Below are 21350 nucleotides of genomic sequence, written 5' to 3' on the forward strand. Positions count from 1 at the left end.
GAAACACTTCGCCGCCGATGATCGATAACCTGGCCGGGGAGCCGGGCGGGTGCGAGGCGGAGGGGGCCGGGTGGTCTACGCGGTCGTGGTGGCGTGGCTGGTCGTCGCCGCGATCGTGGTGCTGACCTGGACCCGCCTCGACGCCGAACGCGGCCTGCGTGCCTTCGTCCTCACCCTCACACTCGGCCTCTCGCTGCTGCACCAGCTGCTGTTCGCGACCGTCACCGAAGACGCGCTGGTCACCTTCCGCTACGCGCAGAACATCGCCGACGGCAACGGCCCGGTGTTCAACCCCGGCGAACGCGTCGAGGGGTACACGAACTTCCTCTGGCTGGTCCTGGTCGCCCTGCCGCGCGCCGCGTTCGGCGCCGACGTCCGCACCACGGCGGTCGTCCTGGGGGTCCTCGCCGCGCTCGGGTGCGTGCTCCTGGCGTACTTCGCGGCCAACCGGATCGTCACCGCGGCCGGCGCCGCGCCGCGGCCCGCGATCGGCGTGGCCGCCGCGGTGCTCACCGCGAGCGCCGGCGGCCTCGCCGTCTACGGCGCCTCGGGCTCCGAAGTCCCGCTGTTCGTCCTGCTCGTCCTCGCCGTCGGGTACGCGCTCGCGGCGCGCCGCCCGGTGGTCGCCGGGGTGCTGGTCGCCTTCGCCGTGATGACCAGCCCGGAAGGCCTGGTCGTCGCCGTGCTGGCCGGCCTGTGGCTGGCCGGGGCCGCGCTCAAGGAGAAGCACAGCTGGTGGGCGCCGGTGGGGTACGTGCTGGGCGCGCTGGTCTTCCTGATCCCGCGGCTGGCCTGGCGTGCGACGTTCTACGAGCACTTCCTCCCCGCCCCGCTGGCCGCGAAGCTCGGCGGGCCGTTCGGCGAGCACCTCGCCACGGGCTGGCCGTACCTCGCCGGTTTCGCCCTGGCCCACCAGGGGTTCCTCCTGCTGGGCCTGGTCGCCGCGGTCGCGCTCCTGCTGCGTCGCACCGAAGCTGTCGAGGCTCGGGCGCTGCTCTGGCTGCTGTTCGCGATGGCCGCGGGGCTGGCCGCGGCGGCCGTGCTCATCGGCGGCGACCCCGGTCCGTCGTGGCGGCTGCTGGCCCCGATCCCGCCGCTGCTGGCCGTCGCGGCCGCCGGGACGTACGGCGTGCTGACCGCGGACGTCGTCGTGAAGCCGTCGCCGTGGCCGAAGCCCGTCACACCGCGGCTCGTCCCGGTGACCGCCTGCGGGCTCGCCGGCATCGCGGTCCTCGTTTCGGTGTTCAGCCCCGAAATGCTCGACCGGGTCCGCGTCTGGCACTCGCACGGCACCGAACTCGCCGAGATCGGCGACTGGCTCGGCGACTACCTGCCGCCCGGCTCCGTCGTCAGCGCCGCCGCGCCCGGCGCCCTCGCCGCCCACGGCGGGCAGCTGCTCATCATCGACGTCCTCGGCCGCACCGACGACCACATCGCCCGCGAAGGGCAGCACGACGGCGGCGTCTCGACCGACTACGACTACGTGGTGAACAGCCGCCGCCCGACCGTCGCCGTGCCCGCCGAAGGCGGCTACGCCGACCGCCAGCACTGCGTGATCGACCCGGTGTACGCGGGCAAGTACGAGGTCGCGACCTTCCGCCGCGTCGGCACGCCCTACTGGGTCTCGGTGTACCCGCGGGCGGAACAGGCCAAGTCACTGGTCGCCGACCTCGACAAGGGCCCGGACTTCCGCTACGTACCCTGTCCTTCGTGAAGCTCGAGGCCCCGGACCGGCAACTGGGCGCGGAAGCGCGGCTGGGAATCGGGGTGTTCGGCGCGTCGCTCGCCCTGTTCGTGGTGCGGTTCCTGGTGCCGCGCCCGATCGCGATGTCGAACAACGGCGACGGCGGCCGCGTGCTGTGCGGCGCCGGGATCACCTGGAAGGGCCTGCCCGAGCCGTTCGTCCACCTCACCTACCCGCCCGCGCCGGGACCGCCGTGCCGGCCGACGTACCTGCTGACGCAGAGCTGGCTCGCGGACCTGGCCGTCCGCATCGGACGCCTGATCGGCCTCCACGGCACGCTGAGCCTGGTCATCCTGGGCCTGCTGAGCAGCGTCATCGCCGCGGCGGCGATCACGGCGATCGTGCTCGGCCTGCCCCACCCACGCCGGACCCGGGTCTTCGTGGCGGCCGGGCTCCTGCTGGTCGTCGCGGACTCGGCGTTCTTCGGCTACTTCGCGGCGATCCTCGGCGAAGGCGCGGCCTTCCTCGGCTTGCTGCTGGCCGTCGGCGGCCTGCTCCTGACCGCCCGCGAAGGCCGATGGAGCTACGCGGGGATGGCGGTGACGTTCGCGGGCGGCGTCCTGGCAGTCAACGCCAAGGTCCAGACGCTGATCATCCTGCCGATCCTCGCGCTGGCGATCCTGCTGGTCCGGCCGGGCACGCTGCGCGGCGCCAAGCGGTGGGTGTCGGCCGTGCTGGTCATCGCCGCGATCGGCGCCGTCACGCTCTCCGCGCAGCAGAGCGTCGAGCCCGCGCGAGCGCCCGACGGCACCTACAGCGCCTTCCCGGGCGACGACTCCCGCGAGATCAACGTCTTCAACTCGATCTTCCTCAACATCGTCGACGGCAGGCACGACACCCAGGCCGACCTGGCCGCCCTCGGACTACCGCCGTCGTTCGCGCAGTACGCGGGCAACGGCTGGTGGCACCCGCACCCGGCGACGATGGACCCGCTGTACCCGCGCTATCGCGACCGGATCAGCCGCCGGAACGTCGTGACGTACTTCGCGACCCACCCCGGCCGGACCCTGGCCGTGCTCGACCGCGCCGCCACCGACCAGCTCACCGCCCGGCCGGACTACCTCGGCAGCTTCGACCGGGACGCCGGCTTCCCGCCGCACGCGCAGGAGTACCGGGTGCCGGTCGTGTCGTGGCTGACCGGCCTGCTCGCCCCGCTCGGGCTGTTCGCGCTCGTCCCCATCTGGCTGTTCGTGCTGCTCAGGGCCTGGTCGCGGCGACGGGACGCGCTCGGCGTCGTGCTGGCGTTCCTGTTCGCGGTCTCGGTGACGCAGTTCGGCACCGCGGCCCTCGGCGACGGCATCGAAGGCATTAAGCACCAGTCCGTCGCGCTGTTTTCGCTCTTGCTCGCGCTCGTATTGTGTTCTTCCCCGCTGAACCGCCGCGCCGAACCTACGGTCCCGTAACCTGGCCGGATGGCCGACCTGGTTTACCCGCCCGTGATCGCGGCGGCCCGGACGATGTTCCGGGTACTCGACAACCGCATCCGGATCGAGGGCGCGGAGCACATCCCGCGCCGCGGCGGCGCGGTCATCGCGTGCAACCACGTGAGCTACCTGGACTTCATCTTCTGCGGGCTCGGCGCGCGCCCGGCCAAGCGGCTGACGCGCTTCATGGCGAAGAAGGAGATCTTCGACAATAAGATCGCCGGGCCGCTGATGCGCGGGATGCACCACATCTCCGTCGACCGCTCCGCCGGGCTGGCCTCCTACCGCGAGGCGCTCGCGAAGCTGCAGGCCGGCGAGGTCGTCGGCGTCTTCCCCGAGGCCACCATCAGCCAGTCGTTCACCGTCAAGGAGATCAAGTCCGGCGCGGTCCGGATGGCCGCGGCGGCCGGCGTCCCGGTCGTGCCGATGGCGCTGTGGGGGACCCAGCGGCTGTGGACGAAGGGCCGCCCGAAGGACCTGACCCGCCGGCACGTGCCGATCTCGATCCTCATCGGCGAGCCGATGCACCCGGCGAAGGGGGACGACTGGGACGTCGTCACGAAGGAGCTGCGCACCCGGATGAGCGCGCTGCTCGACCGCGCCCAGGCCGAGTACCCGGACCAGCCGGCATCCGACGAGGAACGCTGGTGGCTGCCCGCCCACCTGGGCGGCACGGCGCCGACCCCGGCCGAAGCGGCCGAGCTCGACCGGCGGTGACATCCGGGGCTTCGCCCCGCGCCGGGGGCTCCGCCACCCGGACCCCCGCAAGACGGTCTAGAACCAGCTAGAACCAGCGCTCAAGCACCTGCGCGACGCCGTCCTCGCCGGCCGGGCCGGTGATCTCGTCGGCCACCGACCGCGCCTGCGGGTGCCCGTTCTGCATCGCGACGCCGTGGCCGGCCCAGCGGAGCATCTCGACGTCGTTGGGCATGTCGCCGAAGGCGATCACCCGCTCGGGCTCGACCCCGAGCCGCCCGGCGACGTCGGCGAGCCCGGTCGCCTTGGTGATGCCGTGCGCGGACAGCTCGACCAGCCCACCCGACGAGGAGTACGTCACGTCGACGTCCCGGTCGAACAGCGCGTTCACCGCGTCCGCCATCTCCTCCGACGACATCCCGCGGTGGCTGACCAGCAGCTTGATCGCCGGGTGCCCGAGCACCTCGGCCCGCGGCGCGGTGCGGCCTTCGCCGTCGCCCCACGGGTTGTGGTAGTCCGGCTCGATCACGAAGTTGCGCATGTCGTGGTCGGCGCCGGTGCTGACCCGCTCGGTGGCCAGCCGGCAGCCGGGCAGGGCCTTGTCCAGCGCGTGCGCGATGTCGTGGAGCAGCTCGGGCCGCAGCAGGCCGTGCACCGCGACGACCTCTTCGCGGCCGCAGTCGTACAGGACGGCGCCGTTCGCGCACACCGCGTACCCGGTCAGCTCGAGGGGCCCGGCCACGGGCGCGATCCAGCGCGGCGGCCGCCCGGTGGCCAGCACGAACGGCACGCCCGCGTCGATCGCCCGGCGCACGGTGGCGATGGTGCGGCCGGTCAGGGATTCGGAGGGGCCGAGCAGGGTGCCGTCGACGTCGGACGCGATCAACTGAGGTCTCTCCACCCCGTCATTGTCCCTGACTCGTTCGGGCGAAGACGTTCCCGTCCGTGCGACAGCCGGTGGTGACCGCTAGTCTCCTCCCTCCTCCCCACCACCACCCTCAACGGAGAAGCTTCGCTTCACTGTTACTTTTCGCATTGTGCGAGTTGGCATCGTGATTCTTCCGGAAGATCGTTGGTGGGCCGCCGAGCCGAAGTGGCGCGCCGCCGAGGAGTACGGCTTCGACCACGCCTGGACCTACGACCACCTCGGCTGGCGCAACCTGGTCGACGGCCCGTGGTTCTCCGCGATCCCGACCCTGACCGCGGCGGCGACGGTGACGTCCCGCATCCGGCTCGGCACGTTCGTGGCCTCGCCGGTCGCCCGGCACCCCGTGCCGTTCATGCGGGAGCTCAACACCCTCGACGACATCTCGGACGGCCGGCTCGTCCTCGGCGTCGGCGCGGGCGTCGACCACACGCGCTACGACGGCGCGGTGCTCGGCGCCCCCGAGCTGACGACGAAGCAGCGCGTCGACCGCTTCACCGAGTTCGTCGAGGCGCTCGACGGGCTGCTGATGACCGACAAGTTCGGCTTCGACGGCGAGTACTACCGGGCCCGCGAGGCCCGCAACCTGCCCGGCCCGGTCCAGCGGCCGCGGCTGCCGTTCGTCGTCGCGGCGAACGGCCCGCGCACGATGACCCTCGCCGCGCGCTTCGGCGCGGGCTGGGTGACGACCGGCAAGGGCGGCGAGACCGCCGACGAGTGGTGGGCCGGCATCGAGCAGCTCACCGAGGTCTTCGACGGGCGGCTGGACGCGGCGGGCCGCGACCGCGCGAGCATCCAGCGGTTCCTCAGCCTGGACGCGTCACCGGTGTTCTCGCTGAGCAGCGTGGAGGCGTTCCGCGACGCCGTGGGCCGGGCGAAGGAGCTCGGCTTCACCGACGTCATCTCGCACTGGCCGCGGTCGTCGTCGCCCTACGAAGGCCGGGAAGCCGTGCTGGAGCAGGTCGCCAGCGACGTCCTGCCGGAGCTGCGCTAGTCCGAACGAGTGACATCGGGGTGATCGGGAAACCGATTGCCGGTCCGCGGGCGTCGATACCTTGCAGACGACCGAGATCACCCCGGGGGTGCGGGGGCCCTCGTGGCCGCGGAGGGGCGCCGCGGCCACGAGGGCGTTCTACTTCACGATCCGGTAGATGACCGCGCCCGGGTTCCGGTAGACGACCTGCAGGAAGTCGTGCCCGTCCAGGTGCTGCAGGCCCCACGCGATGGGGGTGTCCCGGCGGATGGTGCCGCTGCCCACCAGCACGTAGTGGATGTTCAGCCGCTGAACGGCCGCGCGCACCTGCGGGTCGCTGTCGTAGTCGACGAAGTGCTTGGCCAGGTAGAGCGCGTCCGGCGGGGCCACGCCGGCGTCGTAATGGCCGGCCACCGGGTGCACGCCGGTCAGGGCGTACATCCAGGCCGTGCCGTCGAGCCGGTCGTTGAGCACCTTCTGGTCGGCGGGGATGCCGAGCGTGCCGAGGTGGTCCATCGCGTCGATCTCGTCCTGGCTGACCGGCGGGACCACCTCGCCGGGCAGGCCGTTGTAGTAGAGCAGCGACACCGTCTTGGCGTTGGCCGCGCGGTAGAACCCGCCGGTCAGCACGCCCATCGCGACGACCAGGAGCACCGCCGTCGCCAGCCCCACCCGGCCGGTCAGCCACGGCCGCGCGCGCACCCAGGCGCGTCCGCTCGCGAGCTTCGCCAGCCACCGCTGGGTCTCGCTCATGCCGTGCGCGGCGAGCAGGCACAGCGGGATCGACGCCAGCGCCATCAGCCGGAACCGGTCGTTCCACCAGGGGCGCGACAGCGAGATGACCCAGTGCTCGCCGCCGAAGCAGGCGACGACCACGAACAACGCCGACAGCCCGAGCGCCGAAAGCACCAGCCAGCGCATCCGCCGCAGGGCCACCAGCGTCAGCACGCCGACGGCGAGGAACACCGTCAGCCAGATCTGCGGCACCGGCAGCACCTGCTTGAAGGTCGCCAGCATGGCCAGCGCCTTCCACACCGGCATGTGCGAGCCCCAGGCGTAGTACGGGTACGAGCCGGACGTGAAACCGATCGCGCCGAGGATCATGGGGGCGGCCAGCAGCCCGGCGACGACCATCACCGGCACCATCCGCAGCACGTCGCCGCCCACCACGCGCCAGGCGGGCTTGCCCTCGGCCACGCCGTCGACGCGGCGGCCGCGCAGCGCCCGGTACCAGCGCTGCACCACCAGCGGGAACGCGAACAGGATCGCCCCGAACAGCGCGCTGGAGTGCGCGGCGAGCAGGCCGGTCGCGGTCAGGGCCAGCACCGCCCCGGTGTCCACGCCCGGCCGCGCGACGAACCGCTGCAGCGCGATCACCGCCAGCGGCGTCAGCACGATGCCGAGCGCGAACGGCAGCAGCCCGCTCGACACCGACTCGTACGCCCCGGTCGTCGCGCCGCCGGCGACCAGCGCGGCGCTGCCGGCGAACACCGCGCGGCCGCCGAGCTGGCGCACCAGCGCGGCCATCGCCAGCGCGAACAGGCCGGCGATCGGCATCGTGATCGCGTTGAGCGTGACCGGGATCGACGTCCCGGACAACTCGTAGACCAGGGCACCGACCAGGTGGTAGGCGTTCGGGTAGAAGGAGCCGGCCGGGTACCAGTTGATGGTGCCCATGCCGGTCAGCGAGCCGTCGCCGGTCTCGGCGATGTAGCGGATGCCGTTCGCGTGGAAGACGGTGTCCCAGCGCTGGAACACCGCGGTCGTCCCGCCGCGGCCGGAGACGACCACGGCGATCGACACGGCGACGGCGATCGCGACGCAGGCCCCGACGGCCAGGTGGGCCCGGCGCGTCCAGGGCACGGCGGGCTCCTCGGCGCCCGGGGTGAGCCAGCCGCGCGCGGTGGCCAGGCGGCGCAGGCCGTACAGCACGGCGGCGAGCAGCAGGGTGACCGCGGCCACGCTGAGCGAGCCGTAGGGGATGTGCGTGATCGCCAGCCACGGGCCGGCCAGGCCGGTGATGGCGTAGCTGAGCAGCGGCGCGAGGCCGGCCAGGGCCCAGCCGCGCAGGCCGGCGGCCCACCCGGCGACCCCGCCGGGGACCGCCAGCACGGCCAGGTAGGTGGCCACCGCGCCGAAGTAGCTCCAGAAGTCCTCGGGTGCAGGCACTGCTTTCCAGGTGTGTCGTAGGCCGAAATGTGATAGGTGGGTGCGGGCCGTGCGACCGACCTGCGTACCCTCGACGCCCGTGAGCGCGCACACGAACCCCGCCAAGATTACTGAAGACGATTTCGCAGGTTACGACCTCGTCGTCGTCGGGTCCGGCTTCTTCGGCCTGACGGTCGCCGAACGGGCCGCGGCCGAGCTCGGCAAGAAGGTCCTCGTCCTCGAGCGACGCAGCCACCTCGGCGGCAACGCGTACTCGGAGCCCGACCCGGAGACGGGCATCGAGGTGCACAAGTACGGGGCGCACCTGTTCCACACCTCGAACAAGCGCGTGTGGGAGTACGTCAACCGGTTCACCGAGTTCACGAACTACCAGCACCGCGTCTTCGCGCGGGTCAAGGACCAGGTCTACTCGTTCCCGATGAACCTGGGCCTGATCAACCAGTTCTTCGGCAAGTCGCACACCCCGGACGAAGCGCGCGAGCTGATCGCGAAGCAGGCGTCCGAGTTCGAGACCTCCGCCGCGCAGAACCTCGAGGAGAAGGCGATCTCGCTGGTCGGCCGCCCCCTCTACGAGGCGTTCATCCGCGGGTACACCGCGAAGCAGTGGGAGAACGACCCCAAGAACCTGGGCGAGAACATCATCACGCGCCTGCCGGTCCGCTACAACTTCGACAACCGGTACTTCAACGACACCTACGAGGGCCTGCCCGTCAACGGGTACACCGCGTGGCTCGAGAAGATGGCCGAGCACGAGAACATCGAGATCCGGCTGAACGTCGACTACTTCGACGTCCGCGCGCACATCCCGGCGGGCACCCCGACCGTCTACACCGGGCCGCTGGACCGCTACTTCGGCTACTCGGCGGGCAAGTTCACCTGGCGCACCGTCGACTTCGAGTCCGAGGTCGCCGAGACCGGTGACTTCCAGGGCACCTCGGTCGTCAACTACAACGACCAGGAAGTCCCCTACACCCGGATCATCGAGTTCCGGCACTTCCACCCGGAGCGGGACTACCCCAAGGACAAGACGGTCATCTTCCGCGAGTACTCCCGCTTCGCGGGCGAGGACGACGAGCCGTACTACCCGATCAACACGCCGGAGAACCGCGAGAAGCTCGAGGCCTACCGCGAGCTGGCCAAGGCCGAGGCCCGCGAGAAGAACGTGCTGTTCGGCGGCCGGCTGGGCACGTACAAGTACCTCGACATGCACATGGCGATCGGCTCGGCGCTGTCGGCGTTCGACAACAAGATCGCCCCGCACCTGACCGACGGTGCGCCGCTCGACGGGTCCCTCGATGCTTGAGAAGGGGCAGCCCGCCGGCGAGGTGGCGGTCCTCGCGAAGGCGCAGGGCTTTCTGAAGAGTGAAGCTTCGGTGAAGGCTGCGCGCGGCATGTCGCACTTCGGCGAGCACGCGCTGGGCTGGTTCGGCCTCGGCCTGATCGGGGCCGTGGTCGACAAGGAGCGGCGCAAGGACTGGCTGGTCGCTTCGGCGGGTGTCGTCGGAGCGCACGCGGCGTCGATCGCAGTGAAACGCGTGGTCAGGCGGCCGCGACCGGACCACTCGAGCGTCGAGGTCCTGGTCGGCACGCCGAGCAAGCTGAGCTTCCCGTCGTCGCACGCGACGTCCACTACGGCGGCGGCGGTGCTCTACTCCGGATTGACCGGGCGTAACCTGGTGCCCGCCCTGGTACCGCCGATGCTGGCCTCGAGGCTCGTGCTCGGCGTTCACTATCCGACAGACGTTCTGGCCGGTGCAGCTCTCGGGGGGCTCGTCGGTGGTCTGATACGACGGAAGCTGAAGAAGAACCCATGAGCGAGACGACCGAGCAGCGCGACAGCGACGAAACTGCCGTGACTCCTGAGGTTGGTGTGTCACGCGGGCCGTTCGGCCTGGTCGGTGGCGTCATCAAGACGGCGCGGCCGCGGCAGTGGGTGAAGAACGTCCTGGTCTTCGCGGCCCCGTTCTTCGCGTTCTCGAAGTCGACCGACCGCACCGGTCTCCTGATCGACGCGGTCATCGCCTTCGTGGCCTTTTCGCTGGTGGCGAGCTCGGTCTACCTCATCAACGACGCCATCGACGTCGAGGCCGACCGCGCCCACCCGACCAAGCGCAACCGGCCCATCGCGGCCGGCATCGTGCCGGTCCCCGTCGCGTACGGGGCCGCGGTCGTGTTCTTCCTGGCCGGCCTCGGCGTGTCGTTCCTCGCCAGCTGGCAGCTGGCGGTCGTGCTGGGCGTCTACGAGGCCGTCCAGCTCGGTTACTGCTTCGGCCTCAAGCACCAGCCGGTGGTCGACCTGGCCATCGTCGGCTCGGGCTTCCTGATGCGCTCGATCGCCGGCGGTGTGGCGGGCGGCATCGCGTTGTCCCAGTGGTTCCTGCTGGTCACGGCGTTCGGCTCGCTGTTCATGGTGGCGGGCAAGCGCTACGCGGAGATCATGCTGTTCGAGCGGACCGGAGCGAAGATCCGCTCGTCGCTGAAGAAGTATTCGGCGAGCTACCTGCGGTTCGTCTGGGCGACCTCGGCGGCGATCCTGATCATGTCGTACTGCCTGTGGGCGTTCGAGATCCGCCAGACCGAGCACAACTCGGTGTGGGCGCTGATCTCGATGGTCCCGTTCCTGGTGGCGGTGCTGAGGTACGCGGTGGACGTCGACGGCGGCATCGCGGGCGAGCCGGAGGAGATCGCGCTCAAGGACCGCATCCTGCAGGTGCTGGGCGCGACCTGGGTGATCACCCTGTTCCTGTCGTTCTACCTGTGACTCTTCGCGAATCGACAGCTTCGGTACAGGTCACGCACAGCTGACGGGCGCACCCTGAGGTGGTGGGGGCGGGCACTGCGCCCGTCCCCGTGACCACAGGAGCGATGATGAACGACCAGCCGCGCGAGCCGAAGGCCCCGGACGGAGCCGACCAGCCGACAGTCGAGCATTCGACCCCGACGCCCGACGCCCCCACCGCGGCGACTCCGGAGCCGAGCGCCCCCGCAGCCGAGCCGGCGGCCCCGACCAGCCCGGCGCCTGCCGCCTCGCCCACCTCGGCCGCCGCGCAAGGTGCAGCCGAGCCTCCCGCCTCGCCTAGCCCGGCTGCCGCGCAGAGCGCGGCCGAGTCCGCGGCCCCGGGCCAGCCCGTAGCCTCGCCGACCTCCGTCGGCGCGCAAGGTGCCGCCAGCTCAGGGGCGCCCGGCGAGGCCCCGGCCGACCCGGCGGCGTCCGGCCAACCCGCGCCCGGCACCCCGGCCGACCAGACCGCCGTCCACGGCCAGCAGCCACCACCCACCCCGCCGCCCGGCCAGCCCGGTCAGCCCGGCCAACCCGCCCCAGGTCACCCCTACGCGGCCTGGGGCCCACCCCAGGCCGCCGCGCGGCAGGCAGGCGGGTTCCGGCGGTTCGTCGGTCACCGGGCCACCCAGCTCGTCGCCGTCGGGGTGCTCGGCATGCTCGTCGGCGCGGGGATCGTCGGCGGGATCGCCGCCGCGAGCCACCACGGTCCGCGGGATGGCCGCCCCGGCGTGCACCGCCAGTACAACGGCCCCGACCAGGGCTTCGATGGCCGCGGGCCCGGCTTCGGCGGGCGCGGCAACGCCGGCTCCGGTACCGGGGACGGCATCTGATCCCCGAGTGTGGCCTCGGCCACCCGTACCCCGCTCAGATCACAGAAGCATCACGAGCGGGGTACGGTATTCCGGATGCGAAGCGCCTCCGCAGAACTCCCCAAAGCCGTCCGCGTGCTGCCGGCGGCCATCCCCGTCACCCGCGCTTGGGCCCTGCCGGCGGGCGCCGCGGCCGCCTCCGCCCTCGTGTTCGCCCTGGTCAGCAGCCATCTCATCGATGACACCTACATCACGCTGTCCTACGCGAAGAACCTCGCCTTCCACGGCCACTGGGGCCTGATCGAGCAGGGGACGGCCAACACCGCGACGTCCCCGCTGAACGTCCTGGCTCTCGGCGCGGTCACGTTCGTCGTGCGCGACGCCGTGCTGGCCGCCGGGGTCGTCTTCGTCGTCGCGCAGGTGCTGCTCGTGCTGGGCCTGCGCCGCCTCGGCGAGCGCACCGGCCTGCCGCCGGCGTTCGCGCCGCTGACGTTCGCGTTGCTGCTGGTCAACCCGCTGCTGCTGTCCTCGATCGGCCTCGAAGTCGCCCTCGGCGCCACCGGCGTCGTGTGGACGCTGGTCTACGCGGGGGAGCGCCGGGCCGGCCGCCTGGGCGTGGTGATCGGCCTGCTCGCGCTCGTCCGGATCGACCTGCTGCTGATCGCCGCCGTGCTGTTCGCGGCCCGCCGCGAGTTCTGGACCGGCATCTGGCGGACGGCCTTCTCGGCGCTCGCCGTCACGCTGCCGTGGTTCGGGTTCAGCTGGGTGGTGCTCGGCTCGGCCGTGCCGGACACGCTCGTCATCAAGATCAGCCAGCAGTCGTGGGGACCGTTCAGCTTCACCAACGGTCCGCTGCTGTACTGGCGCAACTTCCCGGCCGCGGCCGCGCTGTCGTTCCTGCCGCTGCTGCTCGCGGCCGTGACCGGGGTGGCGTGGCTCATCCAGTACCGACGCGGCTCCGAGACGGCCCGCCGCCTGACGCCGTTCGCGGCGCTCGCCGTCGCCGGCGCGCTGCACTACCTGGCCTATAGCCAGCTGGGCGTGCCGCCCTACCACTGGTACTACGCGCCGAGCATCATCGGCGCGACGATCTTCCTCGCCGCCTGCGCATCGGCCGTCCCGGAGCGCGTCCGGCGCGCGACGTGGACGCTGGCCGGCGCGGCGCTCGTGGCGGGTGCCGCGGTATACGCGCTGCCGGGCCTGCCCCGCCAGTTCGCGCCGATCACGAGCAACCACGCCTCGACGACGGAGTACCGCGAAATCGGCCACGAGCTGGCGGCGATCGCCCACGGCCGCAAGGTCGAGACGGCCGGCGAGGTCGGCGCACTGGCGTACGCGTGCGACTGCGAGCTGGTCGACGAGTTCTCCGACCGCGGAGCCGTCGACCCGGCCATCACCGAGACCAAGCGCCGCAGCGGCGACCTGGGCCGGGCGCTGCTGGAGGCGAACTTCCACAACTTCGACCACAGCATCGCGCCGGCGAGCCCGGACCTGGTCCTGGCGACCACCCGCCGCGCCCCGCCGCCGGCCGCGCTGGCGAGCTGGCGCATCGACTCACCCTGGGTGGGCAGCCAGAACCTCTACCTGGTGCCCGCCCACGCCGTGAGGTGACGCCGAGCGCGTCAGATCGGCAGCTTGCGGAAGATCGGCCGCGGGACGTGCCGCAGGGCCGACATCACCAGCCGGAACGGCGCCGGCGCCCAGACCAGGTCCTTGCCGGCGCGCGCCGCGCCGACCGCGATCTCCGCCACCTGCTCGGCCGTCTGCGCCAGCGGGGCGTCCTTGAGCCCCTCGGTCATCTTCGTCTTCACGTGGCCCGGGCGGACGACCGTCACCTTCGCCCCGAACGGCGCGAGCGCCTCGCCGAGACCCAGGTAGAACCCGTCGAAACCGGCCTTCGTCGAGCCGTACACGAAGTTGGACCGGCGGACGCGCTCGCCCGCCACCGACGACAGCGCGATCACCGTGCCGTGGCCCTGGGCCTTGAGCTTCTCCGACAGCGCGACGCCGACCGACACCGCCGCCGTGTAGTTCACCGTGGCCAGCTCGACCGCCTTCGCGTGGTCCTGCCAGACCTCTTCCGGGTCGCCGAGCAGGCCGAACGCCACGACGGCCACGTCGATGTCGCCGCCCTCGAACGCCTTGGCCAGCACACCCGGGTGGGAGGCAGTGTCCTTCGCGTCGAAGTCCACAGTGGACACCTCGGCGCCCTTGTCCTTCAGGCGCTGCGCGGCCGCCTCCAGGCGGGGCGACGGCCGGGCCGCGAGCACCACGCGCAGCGGCTTCTCGGCCAGGTACTTCTCGGCGATCGCCAGCGCGATGTCGGACGTGCCGCCGAGCAGGAGCAGGGACTGGGGGTTGCCCACCGCGTCGATCACAGTTCGAGCCTCCGGCTCATGTCAGAGGCGAAAACGCCTTCGGGGTCGATGGAAGCGCGCACCTTGCGCCACTCTTCGAGGCGCGGGTACATCTTCGCGAACGTCTCGGGCGAGGTGCGCGAGTCCTTCGCGGTGTACAGCCGCCCGCCCAGCTCCAGGACGTCTTCGTCGAGCTCCTGGCAGAACCGGCTGAGGCCGTCCTTGATCGGGAAGTCGACGCAGACCATCCAGCCCGGGTGCGGGAACGACAGCGGCGCCGCGTTGCCCTCGCCCATCCGCTTGAAGACGTTGAGGAAGGACACGTGCCCCGACTCGGCGATCTTCTTGACGATCTTCCGCAACGGCTCGTGCGCGTTGAGCGGCGTCGAGAACTGGTACTGCAGGAAGCCCTTCGAGCCGTAGGCCCGGTTCCACTCGCCGAACATGTCGAGCGGGTGGTAGAAGGCGGTCAGGTTCTGGATCACGCCGCGGGCGGCCTTCGGCGTCTTGCGGTAGTACAGCTCGCCGATGGCGCCGAAGGTCAGCTTGTTGGCCAGGCCGTTGGGGAAGACGTCCGGCAGCGTCGCGAGCTGCGGGGCGTCGAACTTCAGCGGGTTGGCGCGCAGCTTCGGCGGCAGTTCGTCCAGCTTGGCCAGCGAGCCGCGGCCGAAGGCGGCGCGGCCGAGCTTCGCGCCGGTGGAGATCGTGTCGAACCACGCCGACGAGTACGTGTAGTTGTCGTCGGAACCGTCGGTGACCAGTTCCAAGGTCTCGTCGAGGTTGTTCGTGCGCTCGTTGTCCGCGAGGAAGTACGCGGTTTCGGTCTTGGTCATCCGGATCTTGGCCCGGACGATGATGCCGGTCAGGCCGATGCCCGCGACGGTCGCCCAGAACAGCTCGGCGTCCGGGCCCTCCGGCGTCAGCGTGCGGACCTGCCCGTCGGCGGTGATCAGGTCCATCGACACGACGTGGTTGCCGAAGCTGCCCGCGCTGTGGTGGTTCTTGCCGTGGATGTCGTTGGCGATCGCGCCGCCGATGGTCACCTGGCGGGTGCCCGGCAGCACCGGGACCCACAGGCCGTACGGCAGGGCCTCGCGCATCAGCTGGTCGAGGCTGACACCGGCGTCGACGTCGACCAGCGCGGTGTCCGGGTCGATCGAGTGGATCCGGTTCAGGGCCGTCATGTCGACGACCAGGCCACCGGCGTTCTGCGCCGGGTCGCCGTAGGACCGGCCGAGGCCACGGGCGATCACGCCGCGCTCACCGGCCTGGGCCACGGCGCGGGCGATCACTTCGACATCGGAGGTGGTCAGCACGTCGGCGATGGTCGGTGACGTCCGCGCCCAGCCCATGAGCGTGCGACGCTGTGTGTTGGGTACTTGGGTCACCCGACCAGGGTAGCCACGCCCAACCACGCCCGGAACGTGACCCTGAAGTGCTCATCTCTACACTTTGCGCATCAAGGCACAAGCGCCCGCGCGGGTGACCGTGACACAGGTGACGAGGTAATGCAGTGGTGGCGACCGATCCGCAAGCCGACATAGCGGCTGCGCAGTCCTCCCCAGGACTGCTGGGCCAGCTCCTCCGCTTCGCCCTCATCGGGGGCTTCTGCGCCCTCGTCGACCTGGGCACCTACACGCTGCTGACGCAGGTGGCCGGGATGGCCACCTCACCGTGGGTCGACATCGCCCGCGCTATCTCTTTCATCGTGGGCACGACCACGGCGTTCTTCCTGAACCGGAAGTTCACCTTCGCCGGCGGGCGCCGCGACGGGAAGGCGCAGATCGGCTCGTTCGTCCTGCTCTACACCGTGACGTTCTTCGTCGCGGTCGGGGTGAACCAGCTGGCCCTGCAGGTGCTGCCGGAGTCCGCGTGGCAGCACACGCTGTGCTGGGCCGTGTCTCAGGCCACCGCCACCGTGATCAATTTCGTCATGCTCAAGTGGGTCGTGTTCCGCGAGCCGTCGACCAAGGAGAACTGAGGAACCATGCCCGGTAAGACAGCCACCCCGGCGCCGACCACCGGCGCGGCCGCCGAGACGCGGTTCACCGAGCACACTCCGCAGGGCCGCCTGACGGCGCAGCGCGGGCTCTACGCCGGCCCCGCGCCGATCGTCAGCAAGGACCTGTACGCCGAGCTCGAGTGGGGCTCGGCCGTGCGGGAACGTGCGTCGATCACCCTCGAGCCCGCCTCCAAGGTGTCGGGCAACACGTACTTCGGCCGCTTCCCGGCCAGCTACTGGCAGCGCTGGACGACGGTGACCGAGGTCTCCGTCGAGGCGGTCGTCACCGGCACCGGCCTGCTCTCCATGGGCGCCTCCGACGTCGAGGGCGAGCCCCGCGTGGTGGCCGCCGAGCAGGTCAAGGACGCCAAGCAGGCCAAGGTGTCGCTGACCGGCAAGCTGGACAAGTTCTACGACGGCGGCGCGCTCTGGCTCGACCTCGAGACCGAGGGCGGCCAGACGCTGCGCGTCGAGCAGGTCCGCTGGACCGTCGACGCCCCGGAGAAGATCCGCCCGACCGCGGTCACCATCTGCACGATGAACCGCGCCGACGACTGCCTGAAGAACCTCCAGGCCCTCGCCGCGGACGTCTCCTCGCTGGACACGCTGGACGCGATCTACGTCGCCGACCAGGGCACCGACCTCGTCGAGTCCCGCGACGGCTTCGAGCAGGTCGCCAAGGACCTCGCCGACAAGCTGCACTACATCAAGCAGCCGAACCTCGGCGGCGCCGGCGGCTTCACCCGCGGCCTCTTCGAGGTCGCCGGGCACACCGCGACCGAGCACGCGAACGTCCTGTTCATGGACGACGACGTCCTGCTCGAGCCGGACCTGGTGATCCGGATGACGGCGTTCTCCAACCGCGCCGCCAACCCGATCATCGTCGGCGGCCAGATGCTTAACCTGTTCCACCCGAACCAGCTGCACGTCGGCGCCGAGTACGCCCGGCTCAACACCCTGGAACCCGGCCAGCCGGTCGAGCACTCGCTGTCCACCGCCGATCTGCTCGGCGTGGACGAGGAGACGCTGAAGCCGAACCGCCAGGAACGCCGCCTCGACGCCGGCTACAACGGCTGGTGGTCGTGCCTGATCCCCTACGAGGTCGTCCAGGCCACCGGCTACCCGCTGCCGTTCTTCTTCCAGTGGGACGACGCCGAGTACTCCTACCGGGCCCGCGCGCACGGCTTCCCGACCGTCACCCTGCCGGGTGCGGGCGTGTGGCACGCGGACTTCCACATGAAGGACTGGGACGAGTGGCACCGGTACTTCAACCTGCGCAACTCGATCATCACCGCGGCACTGCACTCGCCGTTCAACCTGAACCTGCTGTCGCGCGTGCTCATCGCGCAGCTGGTGCGCTACCTGCTCGGCATGCAGTACGGCCTGTCGGCGACGCTGATCAAGGCCGTCGAGGACTTCCTGAAGGGCCCGGAGATCCTGCGTGACGGCGGGGTCGAGGCGATGAAGGAGATCCGCCGGATCCGCGACGACTACCCGGAGACCAAGCGCCACAAGGCCACCGACGTCCCGGGCATCGCGTCCAACGACATCGGCATCATCAACAGCGCGCCGCGGCCCAGCATGCAGCGCCTGGTGCTGATCAAGCGCGTCCTCGACCGGGTGCTCGGCCGCAGCCGCTTCGGGCTCGGCGCGGTGCCGATCGACGAGGCCAACTGGTGGCACATCGCGCTGTTCGACACGGCCGTGGTCACCGACGCGAGCCAGGAAGGCGTCCGCGTCCGGTCCTACGACCGGGTGAAGATGTTCGCACTGGCCAAGCAGGGCGCACGCGTCATCCAGCGGCTGCGCAAGGAAGGCGCGGCGGTGCAGGAGCAGTACAAGCGCGCCATGCCGGAGCTCACCTCGCGCGAGAATTGGAAGCGCCTGTACAAGCTCTGACGTGCTTCGCGAAGGCCGTCTCACGTACGTCGTGAGACGGCCTTCGCCGTTCAGGCGTGCAAACCGAAGACTTTGCTCTTGCGGTTGAGGTCGTCGATGTAGGCGGCGGCGACGTGCGCGAAGTTGACCGCGACGACCGAGTCGTCCTTGGTGGTCACCGATTCGACGGCGCCGGCCTTGACGAGCTGGGCGAGCCGGCCCGCCAGTTTCCCGGATTCTTCGGTGGTCAGCGCGAACAGCAGCGGTTCGCCGCCGGTGGCGAGGTGCAGGACGAGGGCGGGTTTCGTGTCGGCCATGGGTCCATCGGACCAGCGGCGATCTTGCCCCGGCAAGCGGGTTCGCTGAGGGCGGAGCTACGGTTTTCGCGAAGGCCGGACTCATCCGCGGGGGGTTGGAAGCGAATGCCGCACTCGTTCTCGCTGTCGCTGGCGGCGGTGGACATCCTGCTCGAACAGCTCGGGCTGGGCCGCGCGCCGACGCCGTTCGAAGTTCCGCACGTCGGCACGACGGTCGAGCAACGCGCGATGATCCGCGACGCCGTCGTCCGCGACCTGACCGGCCGCGGGCTGTGGAGCCGGGGGCGGCTGGACGCGGACGCCGAGCTGGCGCTGGCGACGTTCGTCCGGGGCAGCGTGACCATCAACGCGGCCGCCGAACTGGGCGACCGCCACCTGTTCGCGCGGGTGGCGTCCGACGGCCAGTTCGCGGTGCTGGCCCGCCAGGACGAGAACCTGATCGTCTTCGAGGAGGTCCGCCCGACGGGCATCGTCCCGGCGATCGTCGACCTCCTCCCGCTGACCCCGGCGGCGCCCGGCCAGTCGGTGACGATTTCGAGGCCGGCCCAGCAGCCCCGCCACCAACGCCGCGACGAGGCGTACGACCCGTTCGCCGGCGTCACCGGCCCGCGGTCGCAAACGGCGGGAGGCCCGCAGGTCCGCATGATCGAGCGCGTGTTCCAGGAGCCGAAGAAGCGCGTGGGCCAGTTCACGGCCCAAACTCGCGCGGGCGCGTTCCCCCCGCTGGCCTGGTTCGACACCCCGAGCGGCCGCTGGCTGATGTCGTCCAGGGCGGCACCGGACGGCCAGCGCTGGATCACCTACGCCCCGGCGGACAACGCACGCTTGGCCCAGCAGCTGTACGCCCAGCTCGAAGGCCAGTTCTGACGTTCGGGAACCGTTCGTGGCGAGGCTGCGTCCGAGGTGAAGATCGGTGAACGGCCGTGGCCGAGGGTGCCCGGCTAGTAGACTCCCGGGTGCACACGCACGGGCGAAGCGATTCGGGGTGGAACAGCGATGCAGATGGCTGACGGCGGGGGCGGAGGCTCGTTCACGGACATCCTCAACCCGCTCTCTTCGGCCGGTATGGGCGCCGCGGTGCAAAGCGTCACGGCCGAAACCCAGAAGCTCCTGGACGCGGCCAAGGGCGGCGGCTTCAAGATCACCCCGGAGGGGGTGAAGCCGATTCGGGACGCGCTGAACGACTTGATGAACGACATCACCGCTCTCGGTGATGCCACCTACACGCTCAGTCAGTCGCCTCAACTGGGGAACCACCCCTACGGCCATACGGTCGCCTCGCATGATCAGAAAGGCGCGGCGCAGGCCGACAATTCCGCGGGTGTCGTGCTCGAAAAGCTCAAGGCTGTGGCCATGCAGGCGGACGAGGCGCTCGCCCGTGCTGCCGGTCTCTACAAGGAATCCGAGAGCGCTGCTTTCGCCAGCTTGCAGACCAAGTCCTAGGGAATGATGAAACTCCTCGCACGCGCTGCCCTTCCCGTCGCCGCGGGCGCCGTTCTGCTGGCCGGATGTACGACCACGCAGCCCGGGACCGCTTCGCCGGCGAACTCGGAGTCGTCCGCGCCCGCTTCCGGCAATCCGAGTTCGGCCGGCCCTGGCGGCGCGACGACCACGTCGCTCGAACCGTGCACCTTGCTTACCGCTGCCGACGTGAGCACGTACAACACATTCGGCGAGGCCAAGGAGCAGAAGCTCGGCAAGGCACGGGTCTGCAGCTACCTGCACAGGACCGCAACTGCCAGCGAGGAGAGCATCGGCATCAACGTCGCCATCCGCGACGACGCCCCGCTCGATTCGGTCAACGACACCGGGAACGGCGTCAAGGACCTGGGGATCAACGGCCGCAAGGCCAAGGAGGCGTCCGGCAACGCACCGCTGGGCTGCACGGTCGCTCTCGGCGTGGGGGACACAGCGCGTGTCGACGTGAACGTCACCGCGGTCGCCACGGTCGAGAAGGCCTGCCAGATCGCCGAAGACGTGGCCACGAAGATCGTCGAGCCGAAGCTGCCCAAGGGGTAAGGGGACCAAATGACGACGCGACAGGCGCCACCGCCGAAGACTCCGGACAAGACGCCCCAGGAAGTTCAGGACATGGCGCCCGCCGATCGGGACGCCTACCTCCAGCAGAAGGCCGAGGAGGGCGTCGACCCCGGTAGCTGGCTGTTCGGGCCCGTCCAGCAGTGGATCGCCCAGGCGCAGGCCAAGAACCAGTCCCAGCAAATGGGCGACAAGAACGTCAAGGACGCCACCCAGGGGCGCGACGTCGAGTACGTCCAGGGGCTGAACGCGCCGAATGCCGATTACAAGGGCAACGACCACGCTCAGCTGCAGGCTTTCCTTCAGAGCAATCTCGATGTCGAGCAGGTTTCCAGCGTCTCGACCGCGTACCACGACGTGCACAAGCTCTTCGACAAGTTCGCGCAGTCGATGAACACCGCCGTCAACGCCTCCAAGGGCACCTGGGAAGGCAGCGCCGCCGAGAACGCGCAGCAGTACTTCACCAGCCTCGGCAAGTGGTCCGATGCCAACTCCCAAAACGCGAAGCTGGCCTCGGAAACCATCTACGACCAGGGCCAGGCCGCCGCCACGGCGAAGAACTCCATGCCCGCCCCCATTCCGTTCAGCTGGAAGGACGAGTTCAAGGGCTGGGCCACCTCGAACCCCTTCAACCTGGCCGACAACGTCGACAAGTCGATCCAGAAGCAGAAGGACAGCCAGGCGGCGCACGACGAGGCCGCCGGCGTGATGGCGACGTACGACAAGAACCTCTACGAAGCCGCCTCCAAGCAGCCCGCCTTCGCGCCGCCGCCCAGCTTCAGCACCGGTGGGGGCAGCGATGATCCCAACGGGACCGGCGACAAGAACGGCATCGACAACCCCTCCAGCGTGAACATGCCCGGCAGCAACTCGGGCACCACGCCCGGCGGTCACGCCCAGGGCTTCTCCTCCGGGCCCGTTCCCGGCACCGGCGGGCCCGCCGGGCACATCTCCGGGCCGGGCTCGACCACCGGCGCGGGGCTGCTGCCCGCGGGCACCACCACGCCGTCCGGCTTCACGCCCGGCTTGGCCCCGGCGGCCTCGACGCAGAACCCGAACCAGCAGTTCGGGGGGATGCCGCCGATGAGCCCGATGCCGATGGGCGGGATGAACTTCGGCGGCGACGAGGCCTACAACTCCAAGGTCGGCGGGGGCGGCGGCCGCGGGAGCGGCGGGTTCGGCCCCGGCGGCTCGGGCGCGGCCGGCGGCAACGCGACGGACGCGGCACCCGCGCCCG

20 protein-coding genes are annotated in these 21350 nt (G+C 70.7%); 15 read left to right on the top strand and 5 right to left on the bottom strand.

Annotated elements, in window-relative coordinates:
- Positions 1–70: 70 nt before the first annotated feature.
- From ACWEVN_RS13760 to ACWEVN_RS13770, 3 genes are read left to right on the top strand one after another with little or no spacing between them, the layout of a single operon-like run.
- On the top strand, positions 71–1714 hold the full coding sequence (locus tag ACWEVN_RS13760) for a hypothetical protein (protein WP_449685635.1): 1644 nt from the start codon (positions 71–73) through the stop codon (positions 1712–1714).
- Complete coding sequence (gene wsfD / locus ACWEVN_RS13765) at positions 1711–3147, top strand: glycan biosynthesis hexose transferase WsfD (protein WP_452051443.1); 1437 nt, start codon at positions 1711–1713, stop codon at positions 3145–3147. Before ACWEVN_RS13760 ends, wsfD begins: the two co-directional genes overlap by 4 nt.
- 9 nt (positions 3148–3156) lie before the next feature.
- On the top strand, positions 3157–3885 hold the full coding sequence (locus tag ACWEVN_RS13770; protein WP_449685637.1) for a lysophospholipid acyltransferase family protein: 729 nt from the start codon (positions 3157–3159) through the stop codon (positions 3883–3885).
- 67 nt (positions 3886–3952) lie between these two features.
- On the opposite strand, the gene ACWEVN_RS13775 is transcribed toward ACWEVN_RS13770, so the two are convergent.
- Positions 3953–4750, bottom strand: a complete 798-nt coding sequence (locus tag ACWEVN_RS13775) for an HAD family hydrolase (RefSeq protein ID WP_310968503.1) — start codon at positions 4748–4750, stop codon at positions 3953–3955.
- Positions 4751–4901: 151 nt separating this feature from the next.
- On the opposite strand from ACWEVN_RS13775, the gene ACWEVN_RS13780 reads away from it, so the two are divergent.
- Positions 4902–5783, top strand: a complete 882-nt coding sequence (locus ACWEVN_RS13780; RefSeq protein WP_452051444.1) for an LLM class flavin-dependent oxidoreductase — start codon at positions 4902–4904, stop codon at positions 5781–5783.
- Between the two features lie 138 nt (positions 5784–5921).
- On the opposite strand, the gene ACWEVN_RS13785 is transcribed toward ACWEVN_RS13780, so the two are convergent.
- Complete coding sequence (locus tag ACWEVN_RS13785; RefSeq protein ID WP_452051445.1) at positions 5922–7931, bottom strand: DUF6541 family protein; 2010 nt, start codon at positions 7929–7931, stop codon at positions 5922–5924.
- Between the two features lie 79 nt (positions 7932–8010).
- Between ACWEVN_RS13785 and glf the strand changes: the two genes are divergently transcribed.
- The 5 genes from glf (at position 8011) to ACWEVN_RS13810 (ending at position 13133) form a co-directional block, all read left to right on the top strand.
- The gene (gene glf, locus ACWEVN_RS13790) at positions 8011–9234 is read left to right on the top strand and encodes a UDP-galactopyranose mutase (protein ID WP_449685640.1); all 1224 of its coding nucleotides are present in this window, start codon (positions 8011–8013) and stop codon (positions 9232–9234) included.
- Entirely contained in the window at positions 9227–9745 is a 519-nt protein-coding gene (locus tag ACWEVN_RS13795; RefSeq protein ID WP_449674048.1) for a phosphatase PAP2 family protein, read from the top strand. The genes glf and ACWEVN_RS13795 overlap by 8 nt, the downstream gene beginning before the upstream one ends.
- On the top strand, positions 9742–10692 hold the full coding sequence (locus ACWEVN_RS13800; RefSeq protein WP_310968151.1) for a decaprenyl-phosphate phosphoribosyltransferase: 951 nt from the start codon (positions 9742–9744) through the stop codon (positions 10690–10692). Before ACWEVN_RS13795 ends, ACWEVN_RS13800 begins: the two co-directional genes overlap by 4 nt.
- A gap of 107 nt (positions 10693–10799) precedes the next feature.
- Positions 10800–11543: a hypothetical protein gene (locus tag ACWEVN_RS13805; RefSeq protein ID WP_452051446.1), complete on the top strand. Its 744-nt coding sequence runs from the start codon at positions 10800–10802 to the stop codon at positions 11541–11543.
- A gap of 75 nt (positions 11544–11618) precedes the next feature.
- Positions 11619–13133 (top strand): hypothetical protein, encoded by a 1515-nt coding sequence (locus tag ACWEVN_RS13810; protein ID WP_452051447.1) that lies wholly within the window; start codon positions 11619–11621, stop codon positions 13131–13133.
- An 11-nt stretch (positions 13134–13144) separates the two neighbouring features.
- On the opposite strand, the gene ACWEVN_RS13815 is transcribed toward ACWEVN_RS13810, so the two are convergent.
- The gene (locus ACWEVN_RS13815) at positions 13145–13900 is read right to left on the bottom strand and encodes a decaprenylphospho-beta-D-erythro-pentofuranosid-2-ulose 2-reductase (protein ID WP_449685643.1); all 756 of its coding nucleotides are present in this window, start codon (positions 13898–13900) and stop codon (positions 13145–13147) included.
- Positions 13897–15231, bottom strand: a complete 1335-nt coding sequence (locus ACWEVN_RS13820) for an FAD-binding protein (protein WP_452051453.1) — start codon at positions 15229–15231, stop codon at positions 13897–13899. Before ACWEVN_RS13820 ends, ACWEVN_RS13815 begins: the two co-directional genes overlap by 4 nt.
- Positions 15232–15392: 161 nt before the next feature.
- Between ACWEVN_RS13820 and ACWEVN_RS13825 the strand changes: the two genes are divergently transcribed.
- Together ACWEVN_RS13825 and ACWEVN_RS13830 are read left to right on the top strand one after the other, a co-directional pair.
- The gene (locus tag ACWEVN_RS13825) at positions 15393–15860 is read left to right on the top strand and encodes a GtrA family protein (protein WP_452051448.1); all 468 of its coding nucleotides are present in this window, start codon (positions 15393–15395) and stop codon (positions 15858–15860) included.
- Positions 15861–15866: 6 nt separating this feature from the next.
- On the top strand, positions 15867–17780 hold the full coding sequence (locus ACWEVN_RS13830; RefSeq protein ID WP_449685645.1) for a glycosyltransferase: 1914 nt from the start codon (positions 15867–15869) through the stop codon (positions 17778–17780).
- A 50-nt stretch (positions 17781–17830) separates the two neighbouring features.
- On the opposite strand, the gene ACWEVN_RS13835 is transcribed toward ACWEVN_RS13830, so the two are convergent.
- On the bottom strand, positions 17831–18076 hold the full coding sequence (locus tag ACWEVN_RS13835) for a hypothetical protein (protein ID WP_310968146.1): 246 nt from the start codon (positions 18074–18076) through the stop codon (positions 17831–17833).
- A gap of 105 nt (positions 18077–18181) precedes the next feature.
- Here ACWEVN_RS13835 and ACWEVN_RS13840 point away from each other — a divergent pair, with 105 nt between their 5' ends.
- The 4 genes from ACWEVN_RS13840 to ACWEVN_RS13855 form a co-directional block, all read left to right on the top strand.
- A complete protein-coding gene (locus tag ACWEVN_RS13840) occupies positions 18182–18943 on the top strand; it encodes an ESX secretion-associated protein EspG (protein WP_452051449.1) in 762 nt (253 codons plus the stop codon).
- 129 nt (positions 18944–19072) lie between these two features.
- Entirely contained in the window at positions 19073–19519 is a 447-nt protein-coding gene (locus ACWEVN_RS13845) for a hypothetical protein (RefSeq protein WP_452051450.1), read from the top strand.
- A gap of 6 nt (positions 19520–19525) precedes the next feature.
- Positions 19526–20095 carry a DUF3558 domain-containing protein gene (locus ACWEVN_RS13850; protein ID WP_452051451.1) on the top strand — a complete coding sequence of 190 codons (570 nt, stop codon included), beginning with the start codon at positions 19526–19528 and terminating at the stop codon, positions 20093–20095.
- 9 nt (positions 20096–20104) lie between these two features.
- Positions 20105–21350, top strand: a 1246-nt coding sequence (locus ACWEVN_RS13855) for a hypothetical protein (protein ID WP_452051452.1), incomplete at its 3' end; no start/stop codon positions are given.

The sequence above is a fragment of the Amycolatopsis sp. NPDC003861 genome, from assembly GCF_053605405.1.